Raw genomic sequence first — 24,864 nt, 5'->3', positions numbered from 1 at the left:
ACTTTCCCAGCAAAGCATCATCACGGTCGCGGGAGCGAGCTGCGCGTCCGGAATATTGGAGCGGGGTTCCAGCAGGGAGCGGCATGCGGGCAATCGGGAACCGGACCACGCGCCGTCGGAGCTAAGTTGAAGCCAATGAACCGGCTGGGCGCGACGCCGCCCGGCCCCAACCAACAAGACAGGGAATTGAAATGACCGAGGACGCGGGCCCGAGTTTTAGCAACGGCATCTACGCCGCCGTCATCATCGGCAGCGTTGCTCCGGAGTTTACTGCGCGGACAACGCTCGGGCAGCGGGCGCTTTCAGATTATCGCGGCAGATGGCTGGTGCTGTTCTCACACCCCGCCGACTTCACGCCTGTCTGCACGAGCGAATTCGTATCCTTCAGCAAGTGCTACGCCGAATTTCAGGATCTGCATTGTGACCTGCTGGCCCTGTCCGTCGATAGTCTTTCATCTCATGTGGCCTGGGTGCGCTCGATCAAGGATCGGTTTGGTGTAACCGTGCCATTTCCAATCGCGGAGGATCCGTCAATGGCGGTGGCTCGCGCGTATGGCATGCTGCTTCCGGGCGCGCAGGATAGCTCCACGGTGCGCGCAACCTTTGTTATCGACCCCAGCGGGGTCGTGCGGGCGATCAGCTGGTATCCGATGAACGTTGGTCGGTCGGTGGCCGAGATCCTCAGACTGGTGGAGGCGCTTCAAATCTCGGACTCGGATGCAGTGCTGACGCCGGAAGGTTGGACGCGCGGCGAGCCCGTGCTCGACGCTGCACCATTGAATGTCGAAGATGCGATCACGCATCAGCCGAGCCAAGACGCGCCTGACTGGTACTTTCGCCTCCGGGGCGGAGCCGCTCGACCATGAGCTGCGGTCGTCTTCGCCTGGCCGTACGACAATGGAGCAGACGTGCCGACTAAAGCCATTTCCGACAAGGTTGAACTCGCTGTCGAGCTCCTCAAGAGTTTGGCCAACACGCATCGCCTGCGGATTGTATACGCTTTGCTGGACGGCGAGCGCTCCGTTGGCGAGCTTGAGCAGAGGCTGGGCATCCGCCAACCGTCGCTGTCGCAGCAGTTGGGCGAGCTCCGTGAAGCAGGATTGATTTCGGCGCGACGGGCGGCAAAGCTGGTGTTCTACCGACTGGCGGATGAGCGCGCCGTCGCGCTCATTGCCGCTGTTCGTACCATCCTCGAAACCAATGCGAGGCCGAATCTGGTGGCTCCGATCCGCGCTCCGCTCAGCGCAACGAACGCGGCGGCCCAATTCGCCAAGGTTGTTCCGGCCAGGCCGCGATGAATTGCGTGGCCGCGCAACTCAGGGCCCGGCATGGAGATGGCCCCGCTTCACCCAGTATGTGGTTCCGCCGACCGATCGCAGGATGCGTTGGAATCCGCATGGATTCCTGATCCACGTCCCTGGACCATAACTGCCGTGCTCGTCGTGGAGGTCTCCGGCCAATACCAGGATTTCCTTACCCCCCGGCAATCGGCCTCTGGCTGCACGGCACCGGCCGTCAGCCGCTCCAGCGCGACGCTTTCCGCACCGGCAATGTCATGCAGCTTCAATCTGCGAAAGCCGGCGCATTCGCTTGGCGACCATGCGGCCTTCGTCGTCTCGGTGACGGTCCGGTCTTTCTCACTTGGCGACATCTGCCTGAGTTTCACAAAGATGGTGCAGCCAGGCGCAGTGCGCGGCGCGTGCCGGCTGAGTGGTGGGTTGCGGACATAGGTTCCGGTCGGATAGTCGCCATGCTCGTCGGAGAATACGCCGTTTAGCACCAGATACTCCTCGCCGAGCGTATGATCATGCGCCGGAAATGAACTCGACGGAGCATAGCGGACGAGCGAGGTCGCCTGCGCAACCTCTCCGCCAATGCGATCGAGCATGCGTCGTTCGACGCCAGCTTGTGGCGAGGCAATCCACGGCATTTCATCGGTCAACAGGACGACGCGCCGCGAGAAATCTGCATTGATAATTTCGCTTTGCATTGCGGCCTCCTGCAGCTTCCCTTGGAATGGCGCGGCACCGTATTCGGGCGAGGCGAATGAGAGGCGCCGGCACCTCCCATCGATAAATTTCACCGAAAGCCTTGTTCAGCGCCGCTGCGGTCCCGGCCCAACTCGTCAAACGCGCGCAGCAGCCGAGCAACGCTGCCGGCGAGCAATCGGATGGGAGATTTTCGAGCCAAGCCGGCTCGGGAGCATGCCCCGAGCCGGCTTCGCCGCTAGTCTGCGTCGTAGATCCGGATTTCGGGGTTTGCCTTCAGCAAAGGCTTCAACGCCGTAACCACGTCCTTGTTGAACAGATCGCTCTTCAGATAGGCTTGGGCGTCTTCGCCGCTCTTGAACTCATGGAGCACCTGGACATCATCGTCGCGAACGAGAAGACGCTTCGCAACGGCCCCACGGATGTTGGCCAGAAACGGCCCCTTGTATTTGGTGTAGACCCCGGCTGCCGCCGCGCGATCCTGGTTGTCGATCTTGAGCGTGATTTCGAGATAGGCTTCTTTGGCGAGTGCCATGCTGGTCGTCCCTTCGATTGCGAGAGCGGCTGTTGCCGCGATCAGTGCCGTACGTATCGTTCTCCGCATTCCCCTGCACTCCTGCGTCTGGTTGGTTGAGCGTTGAGCGTCCAACAAACGGAACACTCTGACCTCCGGCTCAAAGCTAAGCCCCAAGTCGCAAATAGATAAATTCTATTTATCTATCTGATTAATTCAGGTAGCCTATTTCCGAAACCAATCAGGACTCCAGCGCTGTGAACCTTCAGCAGCTGCGTTATGCGCGAGCCCTTGCCGATTGCGGAACCTTCGTCGATGCCGCTCACCATTGCGCCGTCACTCAGCCAACCCTTTCCAACGGCATCGCGCTGCTCGAGGACGAGCTTGGCGAGCGCCTTTTCGAAAGGACGACGCGAAGCGTTCGCCTGACCGAGTTTGGACAGCTCATTCTGCCCAGCATTATCGACGTGTTGACTGCGCAGGAAGCGCTTGTTGCCAAGGCGCGCAACCTCACCCGGCCGCAACGGAGCCTGATGCGAATTGGCGTCTCGCCAATCCTCGGCGTCAAGCTGATCGATCTGATTATCGAACCGTTTCGGCGTTCGAATGCCGAAGTTGATGTGGTCTTCCGGGAGATGAATCTCGCCGAAATGATCAAACTGCTCGATCAAGGACAGCTCGAAATAGTCTTCGGTCCGGTTGATCTCGAAACCTCGGCGCGCGCAGAATGGAATATGTCGCTGCTCTATCAGGAGCCGCTTCTTTTCGTGCCATCCAGTGCGACTAGAAACGACTTGGCTCGCCAATCAATTGTGACTCTCAAGAGCCTGTGCGACGAGACTTTCGTGATGGTGCCCGATACGTGCGGCCTGGCGCGTGCGACGAGAGCGATCTTTCGGCGGCATCGCTACGAGCTGAAGGAGTATCCGGGCGAAGCGATGAGTTATGCGGTCCTGCAGGAATGGGCCCAGCTCGGCATTGGCGCTGCGATTCTTCCGCGTTCAAAGGTTGCTGACGCCGGCCCGCAGATCACCGGCAAGGATGGCGCCTTGCTCACGATCGCCTACCATGCCATCTGGCGAAAACAGGCGATTCAACGCAAAGAGATTGCCAAGCTGGTTGCATATCTGCAAGACACGGCTCCTTCGATCATCGCAGGCCTCGACGGGGTCTTCAGCACTTCCGGGGCCGAGGCCGGCAAGCCATTTCGGAAGCGAATTCGCTCGCGCGAGCTGGACCGGCCGTGAGGTCGCCACCCCGCTCGATGCCAGGGCCGGCGTTGACATTCCGAGATTCTCGCCTCGGATGGTCGTGCAAGAGCAGTGGAGCGGCACAGCTTTCATTCGCGCGCCTCCGATCACGTGTTTGCGGAGGACGAGGCGCGAGATGCGGCAGCGGCCGGACCGGAATATCCACTATTGCGCGCTTCCCTCGTCCAGGACCGATTCACCGATGTTGACGGAAGCAGCGGCTGCCGCAGGCTTTCCTTCCCAAGTGCAGCCTGCCTTCATGGCGACCGGCCGCTCCCCTCGCCACGATCAATCGAGCGCCGTTCAATTCCCTGCCGGTTGACCGAGCGCCTCGGCGCGGGCCTCGTCGCGTTCACTTACGCTGAGGCATGCCCGCCGGAACGATCGTATGAACGATCGACTAATCCAAGGCTTCGTAGTCATGCAGGCCAATCGTTGCGTAGAGCTCCGCTCGCGTCTGCATCCGCTCGACGATCCTGTGCGTTCCGCCATCGCGCGCAATCGCAGCGTAGAGCTCTGCAGGGCCTTGTTTGCCACGCGTAGCGTGGAGACCGGCCAGATCACCATCGCATGGCCCATCGCCTCGCATAAAGCGCAGAGCAATGTCAGCAGCATATCCATGTCCTCCTGATCCGCATCTGCGTGATTGGTGTAGCAGACTTTTCGTCCTTGCCGCTCATGCCTCCGCCCCGAACCATGATCGGTCTGGGGCAATCAGATATCGTAGACGTCTCCAGCAAGATAGAAATCAAGAGCGCGGGTATGGCTGCTAGGTAGCTGCGGCGTACAAATGGGACGGATCGTAGGCGCTTAGTATCCTTGCAACGACAATCGATATGTTGTCGCGTCCGCCATTTGAGAGCGCTAATCCGAGCTCCGACGCGATAGACGACCTGCGTCAGGCATCGAGGCGCGTTCCTTTCGAGTTAAAAAGTGAGTTTGCGAACGGCTGAGGCTGAAGCTGTGGTTTAGCGGCGGCTTCTCAGGTCTCCAAAAAACGGTGTCAGCGCCAAGGAGAGGCCGGTCGGAAGATCGTCAGTATGGTCGACCGCGATGATGGCTCAACCGGCCAGCGCCGGCAGCGCCCGCCGCCTAGCGTATCAGACGTGTGCAAATTGTCAGGCGTTGACCTTGGCGGGGCGCCTGGTGGTCACGCCATCCTGTGCCATGGCGGATATGGCGTTGGCGAGGAATGGAATGAGAAGTTGATGGGGAGATTCACGTACCGTGCTACCCAGTCGCTGTGCGCGGCCGTTTTGCGCGTGTGCTTGTTGACGCGCGCCGACGGCAAAAAGATAGGCCCATACGGCCTTCTCGCGACTTAACGTTGGCAAGACGCGTCGAAACGCATCAATCATATCGTGCGCGATCGGATCGTGAAACTCGCGCACAATGCGCCTGCAGCGCTCGTCAGCGGCGAGAGTGACCTCCGCCACCATCTGAAGATAGTACGAGCTCTGGCCTTTTTTCTGAAAGAATTGCGGAAGGGGAGTTGCAAAAATATCGAGTACATCCTCGATGGTCGGCTTGGCCTTATCGCGAAACAGATCCACGAGCTTTTCGCGGCGATACTTCGTGCTCACTTCGGTGCGACGGCTAAAAACGGCTCGATACAATCCTTCCTTAGTCTTGAAATGATAGTGGATCAGGGATTGTGCGACTTTCGCCCTCTCGCTGATGAGTCGCATGCTCGCGCCTTCGTAACCGAAGGTACCAAAAACCTGCTCGGCCGCATCCAAAATACCTTCGTTCGTCGACACCCGTGACCTCCTTCAACGCGCCGGCAGTTCAACGGCCCTGATTCGGCGCGCGCACGTCCGCGCGCCTCGACCATTCTACTTGCGTCGACGGCGGCGCGCCAGACCGGGAGGGCGCGATTCGAGAATGCGCGAGCTGAAATGAGGGGCCGGTCGCCCACCCTCGACCACGCCTCGCACCATCGCCTCTCGACCTTTGGGCGTCAAAGGCGCATTCTTGTGGACGTTCATCTGGTCTCTCCTTGGAACACTGAAGCTTCGCAACCTCAGTTTCCTCGGTTCAGACCAGATGGACAACCTCCTGAGAGACCAAAGCTAACCCACCCTCCTAAGCTACGAAGCAGCCCGCTTCCTCTTCGCATTCAGCGCGGACGCCACGCGGCTCACCGGCGGCTTGCCGAGCACGCCGCTCATCTCGTTTGTCGCCGCCAGCAGCCGGTCCATGTCGACGCCGGTCCAGATGCCCATGCCCTAGAGCATGTAGACCACATCCTCGGTCGCGACATTGCCGGTCGCGCCCGGCGCGTAGGGACAGCCACCGAGCCCGCCGGCGGCAGCATCGATGACGCGGACGCCCTCCTCCAGGCCGGCATAGAGATTGGCGAGCGCCTGGCCGTGCGTGTCATGGAAATGCATCGCGAGCTTGACCGGGGGAATGTTGGCAGCAACCGCGCGCAGCATCTCTTTCGCCTTATCAGGCGTGCCGACGCCGATGGTGTCACCGAGCGAGATCTCGTAGCAACCGAGCTCCCACAGCGTGCTGGCAAGATCGGCGATGGCCTTCGGCTTGATCTCGCCGTCGAACGGGCAGCCGAGCACGCAGGAGATATAGCCGCGCACCTTCACGCCGTCGGCCCAGGCGCGCGCCAGCACAGGCTCGAAGCGCTCGATAGACTCCGCGACCGTGCAGTTGATGTTGGCCCGCGAAAAGCCCTCGGAGGCCGCAGCGAACACGGAGACGACTTTTGCACCCGCGGCGCGCGCGGCGTCGTAGCCCTTCGCGTTTGGCACCAGCGCGTGAAACTCGGCGCCGGTCACATGGGTCACGCCGCGCAGCACGGCATCCGAGCTTGCCATCTGCGGGATCGCCTTGGGCGAGACGAAGGCTCCGACCTCCACCGTATCGAGGCCGGCTGCGACCAGCGCCTCGATGAACGCGATGCGGGCCTCGACGCTGACGGGGGTCTTCTCGTTGTGGAGGCCGTCGCGCGGCCCCATTTCGATGATGCGGACCGGATCGCTCATGTCACTCACCGGAAGCCTCGACCACGGCGAGTTCGACGCCCTCCTGCACGATGTCGCCGACCTTGCACTTGAAGGATGTCAAGACGCCGGCACAGGGCGCGCACAGCGTCTGCTCCATCTTCATGACTTCCAGGGTGAAGATCGGCGCGCCCTTCTCGAGCTTGGCGCCCCCCTCGGCCAGAACGGCGACGACGGTGCCGGGCAATGGCGCTGCGATCTTGTCCGCGCCAGTCTGCTCCTCGGTCTCGCCGATAGACTGGACGTGGACAAGCGTTGAGCCCGCCCATCCAGATCCAAAACGTTCGCTCAACGGCCGAAGAAGAGCATTTTGCGAGCCTCCTCGGCTGTGGCTAGGTCGCCACCTAGCTTCTGGACGATCCACTTCGCCTTGTCGACGAGTTCCCCGTTGCCGATGGTTTTCTTACCGCGCTCGACGAACGAAGTGTCTTCCATTCCAATCCGGACGTGCCCTCCCAAGATAAAGGATTGCGCAAGCATCGGGTATGCTCGGCGACCAACGCCGAACCCCGTCCAGACAATATCTCTCGGCAGACGAGCCTTTGCGAAGCTCATGGTCTCCGTATCTGCAGCGAAGCCGTACTGAACTCCGAGCACCAGAGATGCCATAGCTGGCAGCCGCAGCGTTCCGGCGCCGATCAGTGCGTGAGCCAATTCGATGTCCGAGGAGTTAAACAACTCGAGCTCGGGCATCGCTCCGCTGTCGTAAATGACCTCAGCCATTGTCTTGATGTTTTCCGGCGTGTTGATCACAACTTCGCTGCCGAAAAGCATGGTGTTTAGATCGAGCGTGGCAATGTCCGGACGCAAGGCGGCGATGTGCTCCACTCGACGCAGAGGGGGCATAGCGCTTGTACGCGGTCCAGGCACACCCGGGTTTTCCTCGCTCGGATGGTATCGCCCGCCTGGCCCAGCCGTGAGATTGATAATCACAGCCGAGTTTCTTGCCCTAATTCGCTCGACGACCTCCTGATAATGGGCGAGTTCGACCGAGGGGCGGCCGTCTGGATGACGAACATGAATGTGGACGATCGCCGCTCCGGCCGCCGCCGCCTCCAGTGATGAATCGGCAATGTCCTGTGGCGAGACCGGCAGCGCGGAGTTCTGTTCAGGCGTTGCGAGACTGCCCGTGACCGCGCATGTAAGAATTGTCGGCATAACTCGGCTTCTCCCTTCTCTGGCTAGTCGCAGACCCCAACTCCTAGTCTTCCCTCATTCGGGCGAGCCCCTCGAGCGCGAAGCCAAAGGCCAGTTGGCGATGCATCTCCTCTCGGGTCGCTTGCGACAGCAACATTCTCGAAAAGCGACGAACGAGCGGTGGTTGCTTGAGTAGCGTGCGCGCCCACTCCCATGCCCGCGGCAGCAATTGATCGCGGGGGAGGATTTCATTCACAAGACCGCAATCCTTTGCGTCCTGTGCATTCAGCACTTGCCCGGTCATCAGGAAGTAACGCGCGCGATTTGATCCCATCAGCATCGGGAATACGACATGCATTCCGTCGCCTGGCACCATTCCGCCCTGGAAATGCGCCGAGTCTTGAATGGTCGCATCTTCAGAGGCCAGAACAATGTCCGCCAGCAACGGCACTTCCGCGTGACGCGTTGCGTATCCGTTTATCGCGCTGATGATTGGCACCTCGATGTTCAGAAGGTTCATAATCAAATTCTTGCCTTCCTTCTGCATCGGGTCCCATGCTGACGCCTTCAATGCCCGACGAGACGGATCTCCGCCGAACGGAACGGTCGGGCCGATAAAACCGTCGCCGGTACCCGTCATGATGATGATCTCGTTCTCAGGATCGCGCCCTATCTCGAGAAAGACCCCCTCTAGATCGTGATGGGCTCCCAGGAGCGACCATTGCATTGGTCCACCATCTGTATGGAACTGAATTTCGAGGATGCCGCCCTCGCGGCGCATCTTCACTGTCCCGTATTTATCGAAGTATTCCTCGAACTTCCGCATGCCACTGCTCCTCGTTCCGGCGCATCGCCGCCTGACTGATCGATCAGTTCAAGCAAGACTTTGAACGGGATGTCAAGGACGATGTCCTCTTGACACTGATTGATCGATCAGTCAGACGGCTGGTGTCGACTTTTCCGGTCTTCAGAACTGCACAAGGCGCTTTGAGTCCCAACGGGCGGGAAATCTTCCCTAGAAGCTCGAGAGCAGATGAAGGGGTCGATCCGTGGAAAGAGCTTATGGCTGATGATTTCATTCTCGAAACCCGCGGACTCACCAAGCAATTCGCGGGCTTTTTCGCGGTACGTGAGGTCTCGCTCAAGGTACGTCGTGGCACCATTCACGCGTTGATCGGTCCGAATGGTGCGGGAAAGACGACGTGCTTCAATCTTCTGACCAAATTCCTGAAACCGTCCACCGGTACTATCCTGTATAAGGGCCAAGATATTACCGCGATGGCGCCCGCCGATGTCGCGCGCTTGGGCCTTGTGCGGTCGTTCCAGATTTCGGCGGTGTTTCCTCATTTGACCGGCCTGGAGAACGTGCGCGTCGCCCTTCAACGTCATCGCGGATCATCATTCGATTTCTGGCGCTCCAAGCACGTGCTCAGTTGCCACGATGGACGCGCACTTGAACTGCTTAGCGACGTCGGTTTGAGCGAATTCGCCAATACGCCCGCGGTCGAGATGCCCTACGGGCGCAGGCGCGCGCTGGAGATTGCAACGACGCTCGCACTCGACCCGGAAATGATGCTGCTGGACGAGCCGATGGCCGGCATGGGCCACGAGGACATCGATAAGATCGCCGCACTCATCAAGCGCATCTCGGCGAAATACACCATCCTGATGGTCGAGCATAATTTGAGCGTCGTCGCCAATATCTCCGACATCATCACCGTTTTGACGCGCGGCCAGATGCTCGCGCAAGGCAACTACGGCGATCTCTCCAAGGACGAGCGCGTCAAGGAAGCCTACTTGGGAGCCGGTCATGCTTGATGCTGCGATCGCCGAGGCGCAGGCCACAAAGGCGGGATCGACCGGCGACAAGATCCTCCGGGTTCGCAACCTGGAAGCCTGGTATGGCTAGTCCCACATTCTCCATGGGATCAATTTCGAAGTGAACGCGGGCGAGGTCGTGACCCTGCTCGGACGCAACAGCGCCGGCAAGACCACTACGCTGAAGTCGATCATGGGCATCATTGCCAAGCGCAGCGGTTCGATCCAATTTAACAATCAGGATGTTATCCGCGCGACCGCTGACAAGATCGCGCGCCTGGGCTTAGCCTTTTGTCCAGAGGAACGAGGCGTCTTCGCAAGCCTCGATGTGCGCGAAAACCTCCTGCTGCCGCCGGTCGTGCGGCAGGGTGGCTTGCCGCTCGGACAGATCTTCGAGCTGTTCCCGAACCTGAAGGAACGTCTCAGCAGCCAAGGCACGAAACTCTCCGGTGGCGAGCAGCAGATGCTCGCGATCGCACGCATTCTGCGCACCGGCGCGAGATTCTTGATGCTGGACGAGCCAACAGAAGGATTGGCGCCGGTCATCATCCAGCAGATCGGCCGCACCATCGCGCGGCTGAAGAGGGAAGGGTTCACTATCCTTTTGGGCGAGCAGAACTTCCGTTTCGCCTCCACCGTCGCGGATCGTCACTATATCGTCGAACACGGCAAGATCATCGACGGTTTTTCCAACTCAGAGCTCGCCACCGTCATGGACAAGCTACACAAGTATCTCGGTGTCTAATCCGCTCGCGTCGAAAATACCGCGATTGAGTCCCATCATTGTTCCGAACCGGTTTTAGGATGCATTCCCAGCATGCAGGCTCTTTTCGCACAGCTACTGGTGGGACTGATCAACGGCTCGTTCTACGCGCTGCTCAGCCTCGGGCTTGCCGTGATCTTCGGCATGCTCAACATCATCAACTTCGCCCACGGTGCACTCTACATGATGGGCGCGTTCTGCACCTATTTCCTGCTGAATCTCGTCGGTCTGAACTACTGGTGGGCGCTGTTGATCGCGCCGATCCTGGTCGGCATTTTCGGCATGATCCTGGAGCGGACCATGCTGCAATGGCTGACCGGGCTCGATCACCTTTACGGACTGCTGCTGACCTTCGGCATCGCGCTGATCGTGCAGGGCGTGTTCCAGAACTATTTCGGTTCCTCCGGCATGCCCTACGCCATTCCGGATCAGCTGAAGGGCGGCATCAATCTCGGCTTCATGTTCCTGCCGATCTATCGCGCCTGGGTCGTCATCTTCTCGCTGGTCATCTGTATCGCGACCTGGTTCCTGATCGAGAAGACGCGGCTCGGCGCTTACCTGCGCGCCGCGACTGAAAACCCGACGCTGGTGCGCGCCTTTGGCGTCAACGTGCCGCGCATGATCACGCTGACTTACGGTCTCGGCGTCGGCCTGGCCGCGCTTGCCGGCGTGCTCTCGGCACCGATCAACCAGGTGCGGCCGCTGATGGGCGCCGACCTCATCATCGTCGTGTTCGCCGTGGTGGTGATCGGCGGCATGGGATCGATCATGGGCTCGATCATCACCGGCTTTGCGCTCGGTGTGATCGAGGGCATGACCAAATATTTCTACCCCGAGGCCTCCAACACCGTCGTGTTCGTGCTGATGGTGCTGGTGCTCTTGGTGAAGCCAACGGGATTGACGGGAAGGGCCGCCTGATATGACAGCCTTGACGGACGACACGCTGCCGGTGCCCCCGCGCGCTATTCGCGACGAGATGATCGTGTTCGTGGTGATGGCACTGCTGCTGGCCGCAGTGCCATTCAGCGGCATCTACCCGTTCTTCGTGATGCAGGCGCTTTGCTTCGCGTTGCTCGCCTGTGCCTTCAACCTTCTGATCGGCTATGGCGGCCTGTTGTCGTTCGGACATGCGATGTTCCTCGGCACCGCCGGCTATTGCAGCGCGCATGCGTTGAAAGTGTGGGCGCTGCCGCCCGAGCTCGGCATCCTCGTCGGCGTCGCCGGCGCCTTCGTCCTCTCGCTCATCACCGGCTATATCTCGATCCGCCGCCAGGGCATCTATTTCTCGATGATCACGCTGGCGCTGTCGCAGCTGCTCTACTTCATCTACCTCCAGGCGCCGTTCACCCATGGTGAGGACGGCATCCAGGGCATTCCGCAAGGGCACATGTTCGGCGTGTTCGATCTCTCGAAGCCGACCGTGCTCTATTACGTCGTGCTGGTCAACTTCCTCGCCGGCTTCCTGCTGCTCTACCGCATCATCAATTCGCCGTTCGGCGAGGTCTTGAAGGCGATCCGCGAGAACGAGCCGCGCGCGATCTCGCTGGGTTACCGGACCGACCAGTACAAGTTCCTGGCTTTCGTCCTCTCGGGCACGCTGGCCGGTTTTGCCGGATCGCTGAAGGTGTTCGTGGCGCAGAATGCCTCGCTCACCGACGTGCATTGGTCGATGTCGGGCGAGGTCGTGCTGATGACGCTGGTCGGCGGCCTCGGCACCATCTTCGGTCCCGTGGTCGGCGCCTTCGCGATCATCGCCATGCAGCAATATCTCGCGGGCTTCGGCCAGTGGGTGACGGTGATCCAGGGCTCGATCTTCGTGATCTGCGTGTTGACGTTCCGGCGTGGCGTGGTCGGTGAGATCGCAAATCGACTGCGAATAAGCCTATGACGCCCTGGGCGCAATTGCTGGCATTCACGCTCTATGCGCCGGAGCATTGAGGCATGCGCCGCGCGCAATTGACACTGATCGATCAGTCGATCAAAACTACGCAGGGCGTGAAACGCGGTTGAACGGGAGGAGATGAAATGGCCAAGCGGTTTATCGACATTTCAATCGCAATTGAGAATGATGCGCACTCGGATCCTTCAGGCTATGAGTTCAACATCGAGTATGTTGACCACAAGGCGACAGTTCCCGTTCTGACGAAGCGGTACGAAGGGCTTGAGCCGTCCATGCTTCCCCATGGTGAGGGTTGGGCGATCGAGAAAGTTCGCCTGTCGACGCACAACGGTACCCATGTTGACGCGCCGTGGCATTACGCATCCGTGATGGAGGATGGCAGTCGGACGGCCACGATCGACGAACTCCCTCTTGAATGGTTCTTTGGCGATGGAGTGAAGCTCGACTTGAGACATCTCGAAGATGGTTCGATAGCGACGGCCGCTGATATTGAGAAAGAGCTGGATCGCATCGGTTATGCGCTCAAGCCTGGCGATATCGTTCTTGTCAACACGGCTGCAGGCGCGCGCTATGGTCAGAAAGACTATGCGACGCGCGGATTCGGTATGGGCCGCGAGGCGACGCTCTTCTTGACTTCGCACGGCATTCGCGTGGCGGGTACGGATGCCTGGTCATGGGACGTGCCTCGGAAGTACGCGGTCGAGCGCTACGCGCAGGACCGCGACGCGTCGAAGATCCTCGAAGGCCACCGAGCTGGTACAAAGGTCGCGTTCTGCCATATGGAAAAGCTCCATAACTTGGAAAGCCTACCAAGCCATGGCTTTCAGGTCTCCTGTTTCCCAGTAAAAATCCGCGCGGCGTCGGCCGGATGGACCAGGGCGGTCGCCATTGTCGACGAGGCATCCGCGTGAGTTAACAATCAACGTACAGAGGGCGGTCGGAAATAAGAGAAACTCGCGGGGGAGCTGACTCCAAACATGAGATTACTCTCGCTTCGGCAAATGCTGGCGCGCGATTAGCGCGATCGCCCCGTGCGCGTTCCTGTTGGCCAGCCCCGAATATGCAAGTGCGAACTAGCGATCTCATGCGTTCTGATTTTGTTGCAGCTCAAATCGGAATGCCCGTGTTTGCTTCGAACCTAACATCGGCATTTGGAGGGTCTCCGTGGAATTCGATCTGTCCCCTGAACAAGAAACGGTACGCGACGCAATTGCCAAAGTCTGTGAACAATTCGACGACGACTACTGGCTAAAGCGAGACAAGGATGGGCGCTTTCCCAACGAACTTCATAAATCCCTGGCGCAAGGCGGATGGCTAGGTATCTGCATGCCCGAGGAATACGGCGGAGCCGGCCTCGGGATCACAGAAGCGGCTATCATGATGCAGGCCATCTCGGAATCCGGCGCGGGGATGACGGGTGCGTCTGCGGTTCATATGAATATCTTTGGCCTAAACCCGGTTGTCGTGTTTGGCACAGACGAACAGAAGCGTAGGACGTTGCCGCCGCTAATCGCTGGACAGGAGCGCGCCTGCTTTGCGATTACGGAGCCCAATACCGGGCTGGACACGACGCAGCTCAAGACCCGTGCGGAACGGCGTGGAGACCGATACATCGTAAACGGCCAAAAGGTCTGGATATCGACCGCTCAGGTCGCTCACAAAATGCTTCTTTTGGCCCGCACGACACCCATCGAGAACGTTAGCCGTAAGACGGAGGGTCTTAGCCTGTTCTATACAAATCTCGATCGCAGGCGCGTCGAGGTTCGCGAGATCGAAAAGATGGGAAGAAAAGCTGTCGATTCAAATCAGGTTTTCTTCGACAATCTTGAAGTGCCTGAGGACGACCGCATCGGTGAAGAAGGCAAGGGGTTCGAGTATATTCTGCACGGCCTCAACCCCGAGCGCATTCTCATCGCTTCGGAAGCTGTGGGCCTGGGTCTCGCAGCGCTGGGCCGTGCCACGCAATACGCCAAAGAACGTGTTGTGTTTGGTCGCCCAATCGGGGCGAACCAAGGCATTCAGCACCCATTGGCGGTGAACTGGATGGAACTGCAAGCCGCTCGGCTCATGATCATGAATGCGGCAACGCGGTACGACCGTGGCAAGCCGTGCGGTGCGGAAGCGAACGCTGCAAAGTTTCTTGCCGCCGAGGCCGGCTTAAAGGCTTGTCAGCAGGCGGTTATGACGCACGGAGGCTTTGGCTATGCCAAAGAGTATCACGTCGAGCGATACCTACGCGAAGTCATGATTCCTCGAATCGCGCCTGTCAGCCCGCAACTAATCATGTGTTTCATCGCCGAGAAGGTGCTCGGGCTTCCGAAGTCCTACTGAGAAGCTCTGCCCCGGGCTCCAAGGGCGGGACAGAAGTTGCGAGCAGAACTGTTGCTCTCTACCCTTCGGCGATTCCTCTCCCGCGTCATTGCATCTTAAGAAGTCGTCGAGCGTTCCCGTTGTAGATCTTATCCTTATCCTCCGCGCATAGCGCGACCCGCTCCATCCAATCCACGCCCACCTTGTTCGACGCAAAAGGCCAGTCGACCGAAAACATTATTCGGTCGATGCCTATTTCTTGTATGCAACAAAGCAATGCGGGATCGGAGAAAAAGCCGCTCGTCGTAACGTAGAAATGATCACTGAAGTAACGACGAAACTGTTTCATCGGACTTTCGCGTGAAAGCGTTTCGTCTATCCGGTTGATCAGGAAGGGAATCGTTTCACCTAGATGGCCGAGGATGATTTTCAGTCCAGGATAGGCGTCAAGCGCCCCGCTTAGGACGAGACGAATTGCCTGTGTACCGGTTTCGATGGTGTAACCCCACGCTGCGCGCGCAAACGTCGGGTGAGACTGCGCGTAGCTACCAAAATAAGCTTCGAGTACCGCGGGATGCGGATCGGCTGGATGCAAATAGAGCGGCACATCAAGCGCCGCCGCGGTCTCGAGGAGTGGCCAGAACTGCTTATCGTCAATAAAGCGGCCATCCGACAGCCCGTGGATCATTGCGCCTTTAAAGCCGAGGCTCTTGACCGCCCGCTCGAGCTCTCGTGCGGCTTTTTCGGGTACGGTAGTCGGGACCGATGCAAAGGCCGCGAAACGGGAGGCTTGCGTATCCACGATCGCGGCCAATCTATCGTTCACGCGCTCAGCGAGCTCCAACGCGACCGTCGCGGGAGCCCGCTGAAGTCCGGCAGGGGCATGTGAAAGGACCTGGATGTCGATGCCTGCCTCGTCCATCTCCTGCACGCGAACCGACGCAAGATCTTTGAGCTTTTGCAGCAGCGGAGACTTTGGAAACCCGAACAAGTCGGCAATCTCACTATCCACGTAGTGCTCTTCGAGCGCAATTATCGTCCGGCCATTTTTGGTCATGGTGATCCGCCACGCTTAGTGGGTTACAGATGTAACCGATCGACTGTCGGAATTCAGTGTAGCGCGAAACGCGCCTCCCGAACTTGACACTGATCGATCAGTCAGTCAAGAATTGGGTGCACGCCGCGCGCGGCAGGTGGTGCGCCCTGTGCCAGCTTCGACTCTATCATTCGCTTAGGCTGGGTAATGCTGACAAGAAATCCGGCCGATCAGCCATGAAAGACCGCCGAAGGGGACCGTGAATGGATATCAAGATTCGAGAGAATGCTGGTCATTCGATTCGCGCTGGCATCGGCGAGCCTTTGCGACGAACGGAAGATTTTCGTCTGATCACCGGCGCGGGCTTGTACGGAGATGATCAGGCTGTTGCAGGGCAGTTGTACGCCTTTATGGTTCGTTCGCCGCATGCGCACGCCAAGATCATAAGCATCGACACCGAAGCTGCCAAGAGCGCCGAGGGAGTCGTCGAGATACTCACCCATGCCGACTATGCCTCTTCAGGATTCAATCCGTTCCCAGTCGCGCCCAAGGCGAGAACGCCGCCTGACATAGATCTTAAAAACACTAACGGTCGGCCGGTCTATGTCCCGCCATTCTTTCCGTTGGCCGCCGATCGGGTGCGCTATGTCGGAGAGGGTGTTGTATGGATAGTGGCGACATCGATCAATGCCGCGAAGTCGGCAGCGGAGTTGATCGATATCGAATATGAAGCGCTGCGCGCTGTGACAGATGGGCGAGCCGCGGCAGAACCGGACGCCGAAATTCTCTGGCCTCACATGTCCAGCAACGTCGTTCTGGATGCCGAGGTCGGTTTTTCTGGAGCGGTGGCGGAAGCATTCTCGCGTTCAGCCCACGTCGTCCGGCTCGAGGCTTTCGTTCCTCGCGTTACGGGCGTTCCGATGGAGCCGCGCAACGCGCTGGCGACCTTTGAGCGCCGAACCGGAAAGGTCACTCTTCACGCCGGAGGCGGAAGCGTTCATCGGTCAAAAGATGCTCTCATGCACATGCTCCGCCTGACCGAGGACCAAGTCCGTGTACTGGCGCGTGACGTCGGCGGTAACTTTGGTACGAGGAATTACCCCTATCCCGAGTTTATCCTTGCTGCGTGGTCTGCGCGGCGACTCGATCGTCCGGTGAAGTGGACGTGCGAGAGGAGCGAATCCTTCGTCAGTGATCATGCAGGACGTGACCTCGCCGTATCGGCCGAGCTCGCGCTCGACAAGGAAGGAAGCTTTCTGGCGCTGCGGTCGTCCAACCTAAGTAATGTTGGCGCATATCCGTTGTCGTTCGTGCCCCTGACGAAAGGCACAGAGTTGATGTCGAGCCTTTATCACATTCCTGTCACGTACGCTCGGGCTCGCGCCGTTTGCACCAATTCGTCGCCGACCGTGCCCTACCGGAGCGCCGGCCGCCCTGAAGTCATGTTCGTAATGGAGCGTTTGATCGACTTGGCAGCACGGCAGTGCGGCTTCGACAGGATCGCCATCAGACGAAAGAACCTTATTCCGTCATCGGCGATGCCCTACACGAATCCGTACGGCATGACATATGACAGTGGCGATTATCCGAAAGTATTTGACCAAGCTCTAAGCATAGCGGATCTAGACGGTTTCACTTCGCGAAGAAAGCATTCGCGGTCGCTTGGACGGAGACGCGGACTTGGGTTCGGATGTTATATCGAATCAGCGAGCGGATTTCCGCAAGAGCGCGCAGTAATAACTGTGAATCCGGATGATCGCGTCTCCGTAGCCATCGGTACGCTGTCGGCTGGCCAGGGGCATGCCACGAGCTTCGCTCAGGTGGTGACGGAGATGCTGGGGGTCTCGCATGACGCGGTGAACGTTGTTACCGGAGACACGGATGTCGTCAAAATCGGTGGCGGATCCCATTCCGGCCGCTCGATGCGACACGCCGCGACGCTCATTTCGCAGGGCTCCAAGGAAATCATCGAAAAGGCGAAGCACGTCGCGGCGATGATGCTTCAAGTCAACTCGGAAAGGGTGGTGTTCGAAGCCGGTCAGTTCAAAACACCTGGTTCTGCCCACTCCCTGCATCTGTTCGAGATCGCGCGAGCCATGGCTGAAAATGCAGAGCTTCCCGCGGATCTCAGGGGAATTCTGACGGCGACGGCTGACGTCACTTCCCTGATTGGATCGTTTCCTTATGGAGCGCATGCCTGCGAAGTCGAGATCGATATCGAAACAGGAGTAGTCGCGTTGGCGCGCTACATAGCCGTTGATGATGTCGGTCGCGCCGTCAATCCAATGATTCTCCACGGCCAGGCGCATGGCGGTATCGCGCAAGGCGTCGGCGAAGCCTTGATGGAAGTCTGCGCATATGACGGTTCCGGTCAGTTGATGACCGGCTCCTTCATGGACTACGCGATGCCGCGTGCAAGCGATTTGCCGAGTCTTGAGACTGCGATCAGCGAAGTGCCTTCAACGACACACCCTCTTGGCCTGAGGGGAGGAGGTGAGGGCGGCGCTACGCCGACGCTCGGTGTAATAGCAAACGCTGTCGTCGATGCGCTGAAGGAATTCGGTGTCGAGCATATTGAACTTCCCATAACGTCTGAAAAAATCTGGTCCGTAATCAGCTCTGCGTCCAACGCGCCAAGGTCTCTTTGATATGAACAAGGTCTATCCCGACGCGAAGTCGGCCCTCGACGGTTTTCTGAAACACAACATGATGATCATGTCGGGAGGTTTCGGCCTCTGCGGCATCGCCGAGGAGCTGTCGGACGCGATCCGCGAGTCCGGCGTCAAGGGCCTGACGGTGGTCTCCAACAATGCCGGCGTCGACGGTATCGGCCTCAGCCGCCTGCTGGAAACCCGTCAGATCAAGAAGATGATCTCGTCCTATGTCGGCGAGAACAAGCTGTTCGCCCAGCAATTCCTCGCCGGCGAGCTGGAACTCGAATTCAATCCGCAGGGCACGCTGGCCGAGCGCATCCGCGCCGGCGGCGCCGGCATTCCGGGCTTTTACACCAAGACCGGCGTCGGCACGCTGATCGCCGAAGGCAAGGAAGTGAAGGAATTCGACGGCGAGAAGTATCTGATGGAGCGCGGCCTGTTCGCCGACCTCGCCATCGTCCATGCCTGGAAGGGCGACACCGCCGGCAACCTGATCTACCGCAAGACCGCGCGCAACTTTAACCCGATGATGGCGACCGCCGCCAAGATCACGGTGGCCGAGGTCGAGCACCTGGTTCCGGCCGGCGAACTCAATCCCGACCACATCCACACGCCCGGCATTTTCGTGAAGCGCATTGTCGAGGTCGGCACGGCCAAGAAGCGCATCGAATTCCGCAACACCCGCCCGCGTACCGCGGCCTAAGATCAGGAGAGTCACATGGCCTGGACCCGTGAACAGATGGCTGCGCGCGCCGCGATGGAACTGCGTGACGGCTACTACGTCAATCTCGGCATCGGCATCCCGACGCTGGTCTCGAACTACATCCCCGACGGCGTCGATGTCAGCCTCCAGAGCGAGAACGGCATGCTCGGCATGGGCCCGTTCCCCTATGAGGGCGAGGAAGATGCCGACCTCATCAATGCCGGCAAGCAGACCGTGAGCGAGCTGCCCTCGACCTCGTATTTCTCGAGCGCGGATTCCTTCGGCATGATCCGCGGCGGCCACATGGACCTGTCGATCCTCGGCGCCATGCAGGTGGCCCAGAACGGCGATCTCGCCAACTGGATGATCCCCGGCAAGATGGTCAAGGGCATGGGCGGCGCGATGGATCTCGTCGCCGGCGTCAAGCGCGTCGTCGTGGTGATGGAGCACTCGGCCAAGGACGGCTCCAAGCTCCTGAAGAAGTGCAATTTGCCGCTGACCGGCGAGCGCGTGGTCGACATGGTCGTCACTGATTTGGCCGTCTTCACCATCGACAAGCACGGCGACGGAGGCATGGCCTTGATTGAGCTCGCCGACGGCGTCTCCCTCGACGAGGTCAAGGCCAAGACCGAAGCCGAATTCCGTGTCGCGCTGAAAAATACTTAGGGCATGACCTCATTGATTGTTCATGTATCAGCCACTGCCTCACCCGAGGAGCTCAATACGGCGTGAACGCCCGCGCGTCCGACTACCTAACGTTGGCCTGGAGCCAACTGCCGACGCGGCTCGCGATCTCTTCGTTGCCGTGCTCAATAATAAAAACATGGCCGTGTCCTGGCATTCCCCAGTCTCGGCCAAGAAGTGTGTGATCTACTGCTATTACGCGTGCCGTTTCTACGCTCAAGACATTCGGAACGGTCCGGTCGTTTTCCGCCGCCAAAAACAGAACAGGAAATCGCTTCCAGACATCAAGACGCCCCCGGTCAATCTTGAGTTCGTCGTTCGCAGCAACGGCGGCGTTTCGAATGCGCGGACTCATGGGTAAAAGCGAATTGAAGTAAGCCTCGAACGAGTCCTTTGGAAAGTGTTCACTGTTGGCGAAAATCGCTCGGGCGGCGTCTCGCGATATGGGCACGAGCTTATCGAGTGGAACAGGAGGTATGGGTGGCGAGATATTCTCAACCGAAACCGGAGCCAGTGCGACCATCGCCCGTACCAGCTCGGGTCTCTTTTCTGCGAGCTTGAACAAAATTCCAGCGCCAATGCTGTGGCCCATTAAAATCGCCGGCCCCGTTTTATCCAACAGAGCGATCAGCGCCTCCTCGACGTCGCCCGATCCAACATTGGGGGATTCGGCCCAATACCCAGACCGCCCGATCCCCGGCAAATCGACGACGTAGACGGTCCACCCATCCTGGTTGAACTGTTGCGCCCAACCAGGCCGGCCTTCCGGTGACGAGGTCCAGGCTACGCCGGTATGGCGGCCACCATGGACCATAATGAGGGGGGCTGGCCTTTCCGTCTTACCTGCGGCCGGGGTCCAGCGCTGAACGTACATCTGATAGGGCGGCGCGTTGACGTAGAAATCGGAAACGATCGCTTGCGCGAGAACGGGGCTCGCAGCACTTGATATGGCAATCAACATGCTCAACCCCTGCAAGAGTGATAAGCCTCTTCCAATGATTGATCGATGGCCAGAGTGCGTGGCGCGCCTCGCCGGCCGAACAAGACGCGTGAACGTGTTGCCACATTGAAACGACATCCGACTTCCTCCCAATGGAACGCACAACGCGCTCCGTTCATTATCTTGCCACTTCTGTAGATAAAAAATTATTGACTGACTGACCGATCAGTGTCAATTGTTGCCGATAAGACGGGGCGCGAAATGGTCAGATTTCTGCCGATCGATAAAGACAAGCTCGACGCGGAACAGTCGGTCGTCTATTCGCGCATACTCGCAGGCCCACGGGGAAGGGTGACCGGTCCCTTCACAGTGTTGCTCCATAACGCGAATCTTGCCGCACGTGTTGAGGCGCTGGGCCTGCACATCCGGTATGAAAGCGGTATCCCAGATTCGTTGCGCGAGCTGGCGATCTGCACGGTCGCAGCACATTGGCAAGCGTCGTATGAGTGGCACGTCCATGCTCCGCTGGCCGTCGCGAAAGGTGTTGCTGAAGAGGCCTTGAATGCAATTAGCGAAAGGCGTCGTCCCCCATTTCGAGACAGTGAACAATCGGCAGTCTATGACTACGTCAGAACACTGCTAGGCGACGGTCGCGTTGCGGATGAAATCTACCAGCGGACTAGCGAAACCTTGGGTCCGAAAGGGGTGATCGATTTGACCGCTCTAGTCGGGTACTACACTTTGCTCGCTTTCACGCTGAACGCCTTTGAGGTGGCCTTGCCGGGTGGGGCTGTTGTGCCCTGGGAAGATGGCAACAAAGCCGCCTCCCGCTGAGCGCCAGGAACAGAGGGCAATGTCCCAGGAATTGGGCCAGAGCGTCACTCCGACGCAAGGCAATGTGTGATTTCACAGCCCGGCCGGATGCACCTCTTGAAAGCCGTTCGACCGCGCCGACGTGACCTAATCCATTTCAGGGAGATTACCCCGGTGCCGTCTCGCGATACGATCCTGGATGCAGCTGAACAAGTGTTTGGCACGCGGGGATACAACGGTTCGAGCATGCGTCTGATCAGTGAACAGGCAAAGGTCGCGCAATCGCTCCTGCATTATCACTTTAAGACAAAGGAACTCCTTTACGCGGCGGTCTTCAGTCGACGTTCTGCAGTCAGCACCCGCTACCGAAGGGAGAGGATCGCAGAGCTATTTGGAAAGAAGTCGGATGTCACGCTGAAGGAAATACTGGAGATTTTCGCGACGCCTCTCCCCCAGTTCTTTCGCAAGAACAGCAATAGCGCATACTATCTCAAAATGGTCGCCGAGGTGACGCTCGCGACGGACGAGCGCTCCAGGCGGATAGTTCGCGAATTCCATGATCCGATAGGGCACGATATGATCGACGCGTTTCGACGCGTTCTTCCGGACATCACGCAGGAAACTGCCGTATGGGCCTACCTTTTCGCCGTCGGTGCTCGTCAGCAGGCACATGCCCCGAATGGCCGGGCCGAAAGATTGGGGAGTACCGTCCGCGAGTCGCCTCACGTCTTGCTCATCCCATTTCTCGCCGAAGGAATATCGGCGATGTCAAAAGGTCTCGGCGAAACAACGCCAGCCAGTAAGGCGAAACGCGCAACAGATGCCAATCCACCTATCGCTTCCCGCTGACGAAGCGTAAGCTTCGTGCAGATCATTTTGTCTCGAGGCCAAGACGGCGAATGAAGTCGCCATTCAGCTCGTAAGCGGCAACAGCGTTGGTGCGGAACTGCTCGCCCGGGATGTAGGTCGTGAGCCCGCCGATTGCACTGACGCTGCGCTGCACCGTCTCACTCTTCACTGCCTTCTCGCAAGCTGACTCCAGTCGGGTCCGAACAGGAAGTGGCAGCCCCTTCGGAGCATAAATTCCCTGGAGATTGGGGGACATCGGTTGCGAACTGCCGGCCTCCTTCGCGGTTGGTACGTCCGGGTAATTTGGATGCCGCCGGTCTGCAAACACAACGAGCGGCCGAACTGCTTGTCCGCGAATCGAAGCAAGGGCGATCGAGCCCAAGTCGACCTCGGCTCTGAGAAGATTGGGAAGCATCTGAGAGTCTCCGCGGAACGGTATGGGCTGAAGCTCGATGTGAACACCGAGAGCAAAGCTCTCGGCCGCAAGATGAGGGAACGAGCCCGTACCTGCATGCCCGAAAGTTAGCTTGCCGGGCGAGGCCTTTGCTGCGGCGATAAGATCACTGATGTTCTTGATCGGCGAGCTATCAGGTACTGCAAGCGCATATACGTTCTCGAAGTAAGCGCAGATGAAATCGAAGGAGCGGACATCGAAGCGCACGCCGCTTACGACGAATGGACCGATCGTTATGGGAGTTACGGGACCAGCTCCGAGAGTGTAGCCGTCCGCCGCGGCTCCGCTGAGAGCATTGAATCCGATCGTTCCCACTGCGCCGTCGCGGTTGAGGACAACCACGGTCTGACCCAGTTCTTCCGACATTCCCTTCGCAACCGTCCTGGCGACAAGGTCGCCGCCGCCGCCGGCGGCCCAGGGCATGATCATATCGATGTTGCGCGCCGGCCATTCTTGAGCTTGCGCAGAGGTGAAAACGGCGCACAGGCTCATCACAACCAGAAAGGCGGTTTTCAAGACACGTTCCTCCACCAACGAAGACCCCTCAAAGGCCTTTTTCTGCACGCCAACGAAGTTCAATGGTGCATCCATCGGCAAGTCGCTCGTCGCTCTAGGCGAATCGCGTTCAAATGCCCTGATCGGATTCACAATCTTTCAGACAGCTTGACACTGATCGATCAGTCAGTCAACAAGGCCGTCTCAAGACGGAAAGTCTGACCGCAGCGAAAATCCAGCATGCGGCACATTGTCATCGAGGAGGGAAAACATGGTGAAACGACGCGGCTGCCAGCCGATCGGGCTGATTTCAGTGGCATTTGTCCTTCTTTGCGCATCAGCATCCGCTCAGGAGCGGACCGCTAAGATTGGCGTGATGAATGATATGTCGGGTCTTTACTCGGACATCGGCGGTGCGAACGCTGTAGCCGCTGTCAAACTGGCCATTGAAGACTCTGGTCTCACTGCAAAGGGCTGGAGCATCGAAGTCTTGAGCGGGGATCATCAGAATAAGCCGGACATAGGAATGAATATCGGCCGACAATGGATCGACAATCAAAAGGTTGATGCAATTGCGGACACCCCAAATTCTGGCGTGGCACTCGCCATCAGCGGCCTCGCCAGAGAGAGAAACATTGTGCACATCGTCTCGGGCGCCGGGACGACGGATTTAACAGGCAAAGCGTGCACTCCCAATACGGTTGCTTTCACCTACGACACCTACATGCTGGCCAATGGCACTGGCAAAGCTCTCACCAAGCTCGGCTTCGATACGTGGTTCTTTCTGACCGCGGACTATGCTTTCGGCCATGCTTTGGAGCGCGATGCGGCAATTGCCATCAAAGCAAATGGCGGAAAAGTGCTTGGCTCCGTCAAGCACCCACTCAATACGCCGGACTTCTCATCGTTTCTGCTGCAAGCACAGGCTTCGCAGGCCAAAGTGATCGGCCTCAATAATGCGGGCGGTGACACTACCAACGCGATCAAACAAGCTATCGAGTTTGGCATCGAGGCGGGAGGCCAGAAAATTGCGCCTGGTGTTCTCTTCATCAACGACGTGCATTCGCTTGGTCTCAAGGCGGCGCAGGGCTTGGTGTTCACGGCATCGTTTTATTGGGACATGAATGAAAAGACGCGCGAATGGTCCAAACGATTCGAGAAGGTATCAGCGAAGGGGACAATGCCCGCGATGACCTCGGCAGGTGTGTATGCAGGCGTACTGCACTACCTTAGAGCGTTGGAAGCCATGGGCGAGAACCCGCACGATGGCGCTAAGGTCGTCGCTAAGATGAAGGAGATCCCGGCCGACGATCCCTTATTCGGTAAGGGACCGCTTCGTATCGATGGTCGCCGCATGATCCCGGCTTACTTGTTTGAAGTAAAAAAGCCGGAAGAGTCTAAGTATCCGTGGGACTATTATAAGCTACTTGCCACGATCGATCCCGAAGACGCGGCCAAACCGCTCGAATTGAGTGAGTGCCCTCTCGTAAAGAAGTAGCGCATGAGATGCGGCTGATGGCGCGGTCGCATCTGCCT

At 58.8% G+C, this 24,864-nt stretch carries 21 protein-coding genes and 7 pseudogenes; 15 read left to right on the top strand and 13 right to left on the bottom strand.

What is annotated here, in order from left to right; genetic code table 11:
• Nucleotides 1-191: 191 nt before the first annotated feature.
• Nucleotides 192-866, top strand: a complete 675-nt coding sequence (locus AC1RR3_RS01470) for a peroxiredoxin (RefSeq protein ID WP_492818615.1) — start codon at nt 192-194, stop codon at nt 864-866.
• Nucleotides 867-908: 42 nt separating this feature from the next.
• Nucleotides 909-1,190, top strand: a pseudogene (locus tag AC1RR3_RS01465) (ArsR/SmtB family transcription factor); the annotation flags it as partial.
• Between the two features lie 126 nt (nt 1,191-1,316).
• Here AC1RR3_RS01465 and AC1RR3_RS01460 read toward each other — a convergent pair.
• The 3 genes and pseudogenes from AC1RR3_RS01460 to AC1RR3_RS01450 all read right to left on the bottom strand — a co-directional run bounded on the left by AC1RR3_RS01460 (nt 1,317) and on the right by AC1RR3_RS01450 (nt 2,523).
• Nucleotides 1,317-1,460: a cupin domain-containing protein gene (locus tag AC1RR3_RS01460; protein ID WP_492818613.1), complete on the bottom strand. Its 144-nt coding sequence runs from the start codon at nt 1,458-1,460 to the stop codon at nt 1,317-1,319.
• Between the two features lie 200 nt (nt 1,461-1,660).
• Nucleotides 1,661-1,990, bottom strand: a pseudogene (locus tag AC1RR3_RS01455) (cupin domain-containing protein); the annotation flags it as partial.
• 236 nt (nt 1,991-2,226) lie between these two features.
• The gene (locus tag AC1RR3_RS01450) at nt 2,227-2,523 is read right to left on the bottom strand and encodes a hypothetical protein (RefSeq protein ID WP_492818611.1); all 297 of its coding nucleotides are present in this window, start codon (nt 2,521-2,523) and stop codon (nt 2,227-2,229) included.
• 236 nt (nt 2,524-2,759) lie between these two features.
• Here AC1RR3_RS01450 and AC1RR3_RS01445 point away from each other — a divergent pair, with 236 nt between their 5' ends.
• Complete coding sequence (locus AC1RR3_RS01445) at nt 2,760-3,749, top strand: LysR family transcriptional regulator (protein ID WP_492818609.1); 990 nt, start codon at nt 2,760-2,762, stop codon at nt 3,747-3,749.
• A 403-nt stretch (nt 3,750-4,152) separates the two neighbouring features.
• Here AC1RR3_RS01445 and AC1RR3_RS01440 read toward each other — a convergent pair.
• The 7 genes and pseudogenes from AC1RR3_RS01440 to AC1RR3_RS01410 all read right to left on the bottom strand — a co-directional run.
• Nucleotides 4,153-4,337 (bottom strand): annotated as a pseudogene (locus AC1RR3_RS01440) (methylisocitrate lyase); the annotation flags it as partial.
• A 6-nt stretch (nt 4,338-4,343) separates the two neighbouring features.
• Nucleotides 4,344-4,421 (bottom strand): annotated as a pseudogene (gene eutB, locus AC1RR3_RS01435) (ethanolamine ammonia-lyase subunit EutB); the annotation flags it as partial.
• Nucleotides 4,422-4,870: 449 nt separating this feature from the next.
• A complete protein-coding gene (locus tag AC1RR3_RS01430; protein WP_492818607.1) occupies nt 4,871-5,512 on the bottom strand; it encodes a TetR/AcrR family transcriptional regulator in 642 nt (213 codons plus the stop codon).
• 330 nt (nt 5,513-5,842) lie between these two features.
• A pseudogene (locus tag AC1RR3_RS01425) lies at nt 5,843-6,754 on the bottom strand (hydroxymethylglutaryl-CoA lyase).
• Nucleotide 6,755: 1 nt separating this feature from the next.
• Nucleotides 6,756-7,004: pseudogene (locus tag AC1RR3_RS01420) on the bottom strand (acyl-CoA carboxylase biotin carboxyl carrier protein subunit); the annotation flags it as partial.
• A 56-nt stretch (nt 7,005-7,060) separates the two neighbouring features.
• The gene (locus tag AC1RR3_RS01415) at nt 7,061-7,930 is read right to left on the bottom strand and encodes a beta-keto acid cleavage family enzyme (RefSeq protein WP_492818605.1); all 870 of its coding nucleotides are present in this window, start codon (nt 7,928-7,930) and stop codon (nt 7,061-7,063) included.
• Between the two features lie 43 nt (nt 7,931-7,973).
• Complete coding sequence (locus AC1RR3_RS01410) at nt 7,974-8,735, bottom strand: enoyl-CoA hydratase/isomerase family protein (RefSeq protein ID WP_492818603.1); 762 nt, start codon at nt 8,733-8,735, stop codon at nt 7,974-7,976.
• 236 nt (nt 8,736-8,971) lie between these two features.
• Here AC1RR3_RS01410 and AC1RR3_RS01405 point away from each other — a divergent pair, with 236 nt between their 5' ends.
• The 6 genes and pseudogenes from AC1RR3_RS01405 (at nt 8,972) to AC1RR3_RS01380 (ending at nt 14,721) form a co-directional block, all read left to right on the top strand.
• The gene (locus AC1RR3_RS01405; RefSeq protein WP_492818601.1) at nt 8,972-9,727 is read left to right on the top strand and encodes an ABC transporter ATP-binding protein; all 756 of its coding nucleotides are present in this window, start codon (nt 8,972-8,974) and stop codon (nt 9,725-9,727) included.
• A pseudogene (locus AC1RR3_RS01400) lies at nt 9,720-10,472 on the top strand (ABC transporter ATP-binding protein). Before AC1RR3_RS01405 ends, AC1RR3_RS01400 begins: the two are co-directional and overlap by 8 nt.
• 72 nt (nt 10,473-10,544) lie before the next feature.
• Nucleotides 10,545-11,408 (top strand): branched-chain amino acid ABC transporter permease, encoded by an 864-nt coding sequence (locus tag AC1RR3_RS01395; RefSeq protein ID WP_492818599.1) that lies wholly within the window; start codon nt 10,545-10,547, stop codon nt 11,406-11,408.
• Between the two features lies 1 nt (nt 11,409).
• A complete protein-coding gene (locus AC1RR3_RS01390) occupies nt 11,410-12,378 on the top strand; it encodes a branched-chain amino acid ABC transporter permease (RefSeq protein WP_492818597.1) in 969 nt (322 codons plus the stop codon).
• Between the two features lie 137 nt (nt 12,379-12,515).
• Nucleotides 12,516-13,301, top strand: a complete 786-nt coding sequence (locus tag AC1RR3_RS01385) for a cyclase family protein (RefSeq protein ID WP_492818595.1) — start codon at nt 12,516-12,518, stop codon at nt 13,299-13,301.
• A gap of 253 nt (nt 13,302-13,554) precedes the next feature.
• Nucleotides 13,555-14,721, top strand: a complete 1,167-nt coding sequence (locus AC1RR3_RS01380; RefSeq protein ID WP_492818593.1) for an acyl-CoA dehydrogenase family protein — start codon at nt 13,555-13,557, stop codon at nt 14,719-14,721.
• Nucleotides 14,722-14,806: 85 nt separating this feature from the next.
• On the opposite strand, the gene AC1RR3_RS01375 is transcribed toward AC1RR3_RS01380, so the two are convergent.
• A complete protein-coding gene (locus AC1RR3_RS01375; RefSeq protein WP_492818591.1) occupies nt 14,807-15,757 on the bottom strand; it encodes an amidohydrolase family protein in 951 nt (316 codons plus the stop codon).
• 242 nt (nt 15,758-15,999) lie between these two features.
• On the opposite strand from AC1RR3_RS01375, the gene AC1RR3_RS01370 reads away from it, so the two are divergent.
• From AC1RR3_RS01370 to AC1RR3_RS01360, 3 genes are read left to right on the top strand one after another with little or no spacing between them, the layout of a single operon-like run.
• The gene (locus AC1RR3_RS01370; RefSeq protein WP_492818589.1) at nt 16,000-18,384 is read left to right on the top strand and encodes a xanthine dehydrogenase family protein molybdopterin-binding subunit; all 2,385 of its coding nucleotides are present in this window, start codon (nt 16,000-16,002) and stop codon (nt 18,382-18,384) included.
• A gap of 1 nt (nt 18,385) precedes the next feature.
• Complete coding sequence (locus AC1RR3_RS01365) at nt 18,386-19,093, top strand: CoA transferase subunit A (protein WP_492818587.1); 708 nt, start codon at nt 18,386-18,388, stop codon at nt 19,091-19,093.
• 15 nt (nt 19,094-19,108) lie between these two features.
• A complete protein-coding gene (locus tag AC1RR3_RS01360) occupies nt 19,109-19,759 on the top strand; it encodes a 3-oxoacid CoA-transferase subunit B (protein ID WP_492818585.1) in 651 nt (216 codons plus the stop codon).
• 82 nt (nt 19,760-19,841) lie between these two features.
• Here AC1RR3_RS01360 and AC1RR3_RS01355 read toward each other — a convergent pair whose 3' ends face one another.
• Nucleotides 19,842-20,738, bottom strand: coding sequence for an alpha/beta fold hydrolase (locus tag AC1RR3_RS01355; protein ID WP_492818583.1), 897 nt, complete (start codon nt 20,736-20,738; stop codon nt 19,842-19,844).
• 240 nt (nt 20,739-20,978) lie between these two features.
• Here AC1RR3_RS01355 and AC1RR3_RS01350 point away from each other — a divergent pair, with 240 nt between their 5' ends.
• Together AC1RR3_RS01350 and AC1RR3_RS01345 are read left to right on the top strand one after the other, a co-directional pair.
• Nucleotides 20,979-21,551 carry a carboxymuconolactone decarboxylase family protein gene (locus AC1RR3_RS01350; RefSeq protein WP_492818581.1) on the top strand — a complete coding sequence of 191 codons (573 nt, stop codon included), beginning with the start codon at nt 20,979-20,981 and terminating at the stop codon, nt 21,549-21,551.
• Nucleotides 21,552-21,704: 153 nt separating this feature from the next.
• On the top strand, nt 21,705-22,379 hold the full coding sequence (locus AC1RR3_RS01345) for a TetR/AcrR family transcriptional regulator (RefSeq protein ID WP_492818579.1): 675 nt from the start codon (nt 21,705-21,707) through the stop codon (nt 22,377-22,379).
• 22 nt (nt 22,380-22,401) lie between these two features.
• On the opposite strand, the gene AC1RR3_RS01340 is transcribed toward AC1RR3_RS01345, so the two are convergent.
• Complete coding sequence (locus AC1RR3_RS01340) at nt 22,402-23,412, bottom strand: Bug family tripartite tricarboxylate transporter substrate binding protein (protein WP_492818577.1); 1,011 nt, start codon at nt 23,410-23,412, stop codon at nt 22,402-22,404.
• Between the two features lie 187 nt (nt 23,413-23,599).
• On the opposite strand from AC1RR3_RS01340, the gene AC1RR3_RS01335 reads away from it, so the two are divergent.
• Nucleotides 23,600-24,826: an ABC transporter substrate-binding protein gene (locus tag AC1RR3_RS01335; protein ID WP_492818575.1), complete on the top strand. Its 1,227-nt coding sequence runs from the start codon at nt 23,600-23,602 to the stop codon at nt 24,824-24,826.
• Nucleotides 24,827-24,864 lie beyond the last annotated feature (38 nt).

This window comes from Bradyrhizobium sp. GW821-FHT13H05 (assembly GCF_058804065.1).
This window is presented reverse-complemented; position numbering and strand designations above follow the sequence as displayed.

What these genes read in the sequence shown, in the direction of transcription:
- AC1RR3_RS01470 (WP_492818615.1), top strand. Translation starts at nt 192, where the DNA reads ATGACCGAGGACGCGGGCCCGAGTTTTAGCAACGGCATCTACGCCGCC.
- AC1RR3_RS01450 (WP_492818611.1), bottom strand. Translation starts at nt 2,523, where the DNA reads ATGGCACTCGCCAAAGAAGCCTATCTCGAAATCACGCTCAAGATCGAC.
- AC1RR3_RS01415 (WP_492818605.1), bottom strand. Translation starts at nt 7,930, where the DNA reads ATGCCGACAATTCTTACATGCGCGGTCACGGGCAGTCTCGCAACGCCT.
- AC1RR3_RS01410 (WP_492818603.1), bottom strand. Translation starts at nt 8,735, where the DNA reads ATGCGGAAGTTCGAGGAATACTTCGATAAATACGGGACAGTGAAGATG.
- AC1RR3_RS01405 (WP_492818601.1), top strand. Translation starts at nt 8,972, where the DNA reads ATGGCTGATGATTTCATTCTCGAAACCCGCGGACTCACCAAGCAATTC.
- AC1RR3_RS01395 (WP_492818599.1), top strand. Translation starts at nt 10,545, where the DNA reads ATGCAGGCTCTTTTCGCACAGCTACTGGTGGGACTGATCAACGGCTCG.
- AC1RR3_RS01390 (WP_492818597.1), top strand. Translation starts at nt 11,410, where the DNA reads ATGACAGCCTTGACGGACGACACGCTGCCGGTGCCCCCGCGCGCTATT.
- AC1RR3_RS01385 (WP_492818595.1), top strand. Translation starts at nt 12,516, where the DNA reads ATGGCCAAGCGGTTTATCGACATTTCAATCGCAATTGAGAATGATGCG.
- AC1RR3_RS01375 (WP_492818591.1), bottom strand. Translation starts at nt 15,757, where the DNA reads ATGACCAAAAATGGCCGGACGATAATTGCGCTCGAAGAGCACTACGTG.
- AC1RR3_RS01370 (WP_492818589.1), top strand. Translation starts at nt 16,000, where the DNA reads ATGGATATCAAGATTCGAGAGAATGCTGGTCATTCGATTCGCGCTGGC.
- AC1RR3_RS01365 (WP_492818587.1), top strand. Translation starts at nt 18,386, where the DNA reads ATGAACAAGGTCTATCCCGACGCGAAGTCGGCCCTCGACGGTTTTCTG.
- AC1RR3_RS01360 (WP_492818585.1), top strand. Translation starts at nt 19,109, where the DNA reads ATGGCCTGGACCCGTGAACAGATGGCTGCGCGCGCCGCGATGGAACTG.
- AC1RR3_RS01355 (WP_492818583.1), bottom strand. Translation starts at nt 20,738, where the DNA reads ATGTTGATTGCCATATCAAGTGCTGCGAGCCCCGTTCTCGCGCAAGCG.
- AC1RR3_RS01350 (WP_492818581.1), top strand. Translation starts at nt 20,979, where the DNA reads ATGGTCAGATTTCTGCCGATCGATAAAGACAAGCTCGACGCGGAACAG.
- AC1RR3_RS01335 (WP_492818575.1), top strand. Translation starts at nt 23,600, where the DNA reads ATGGTGAAACGACGCGGCTGCCAGCCGATCGGGCTGATTTCAGTGGCA.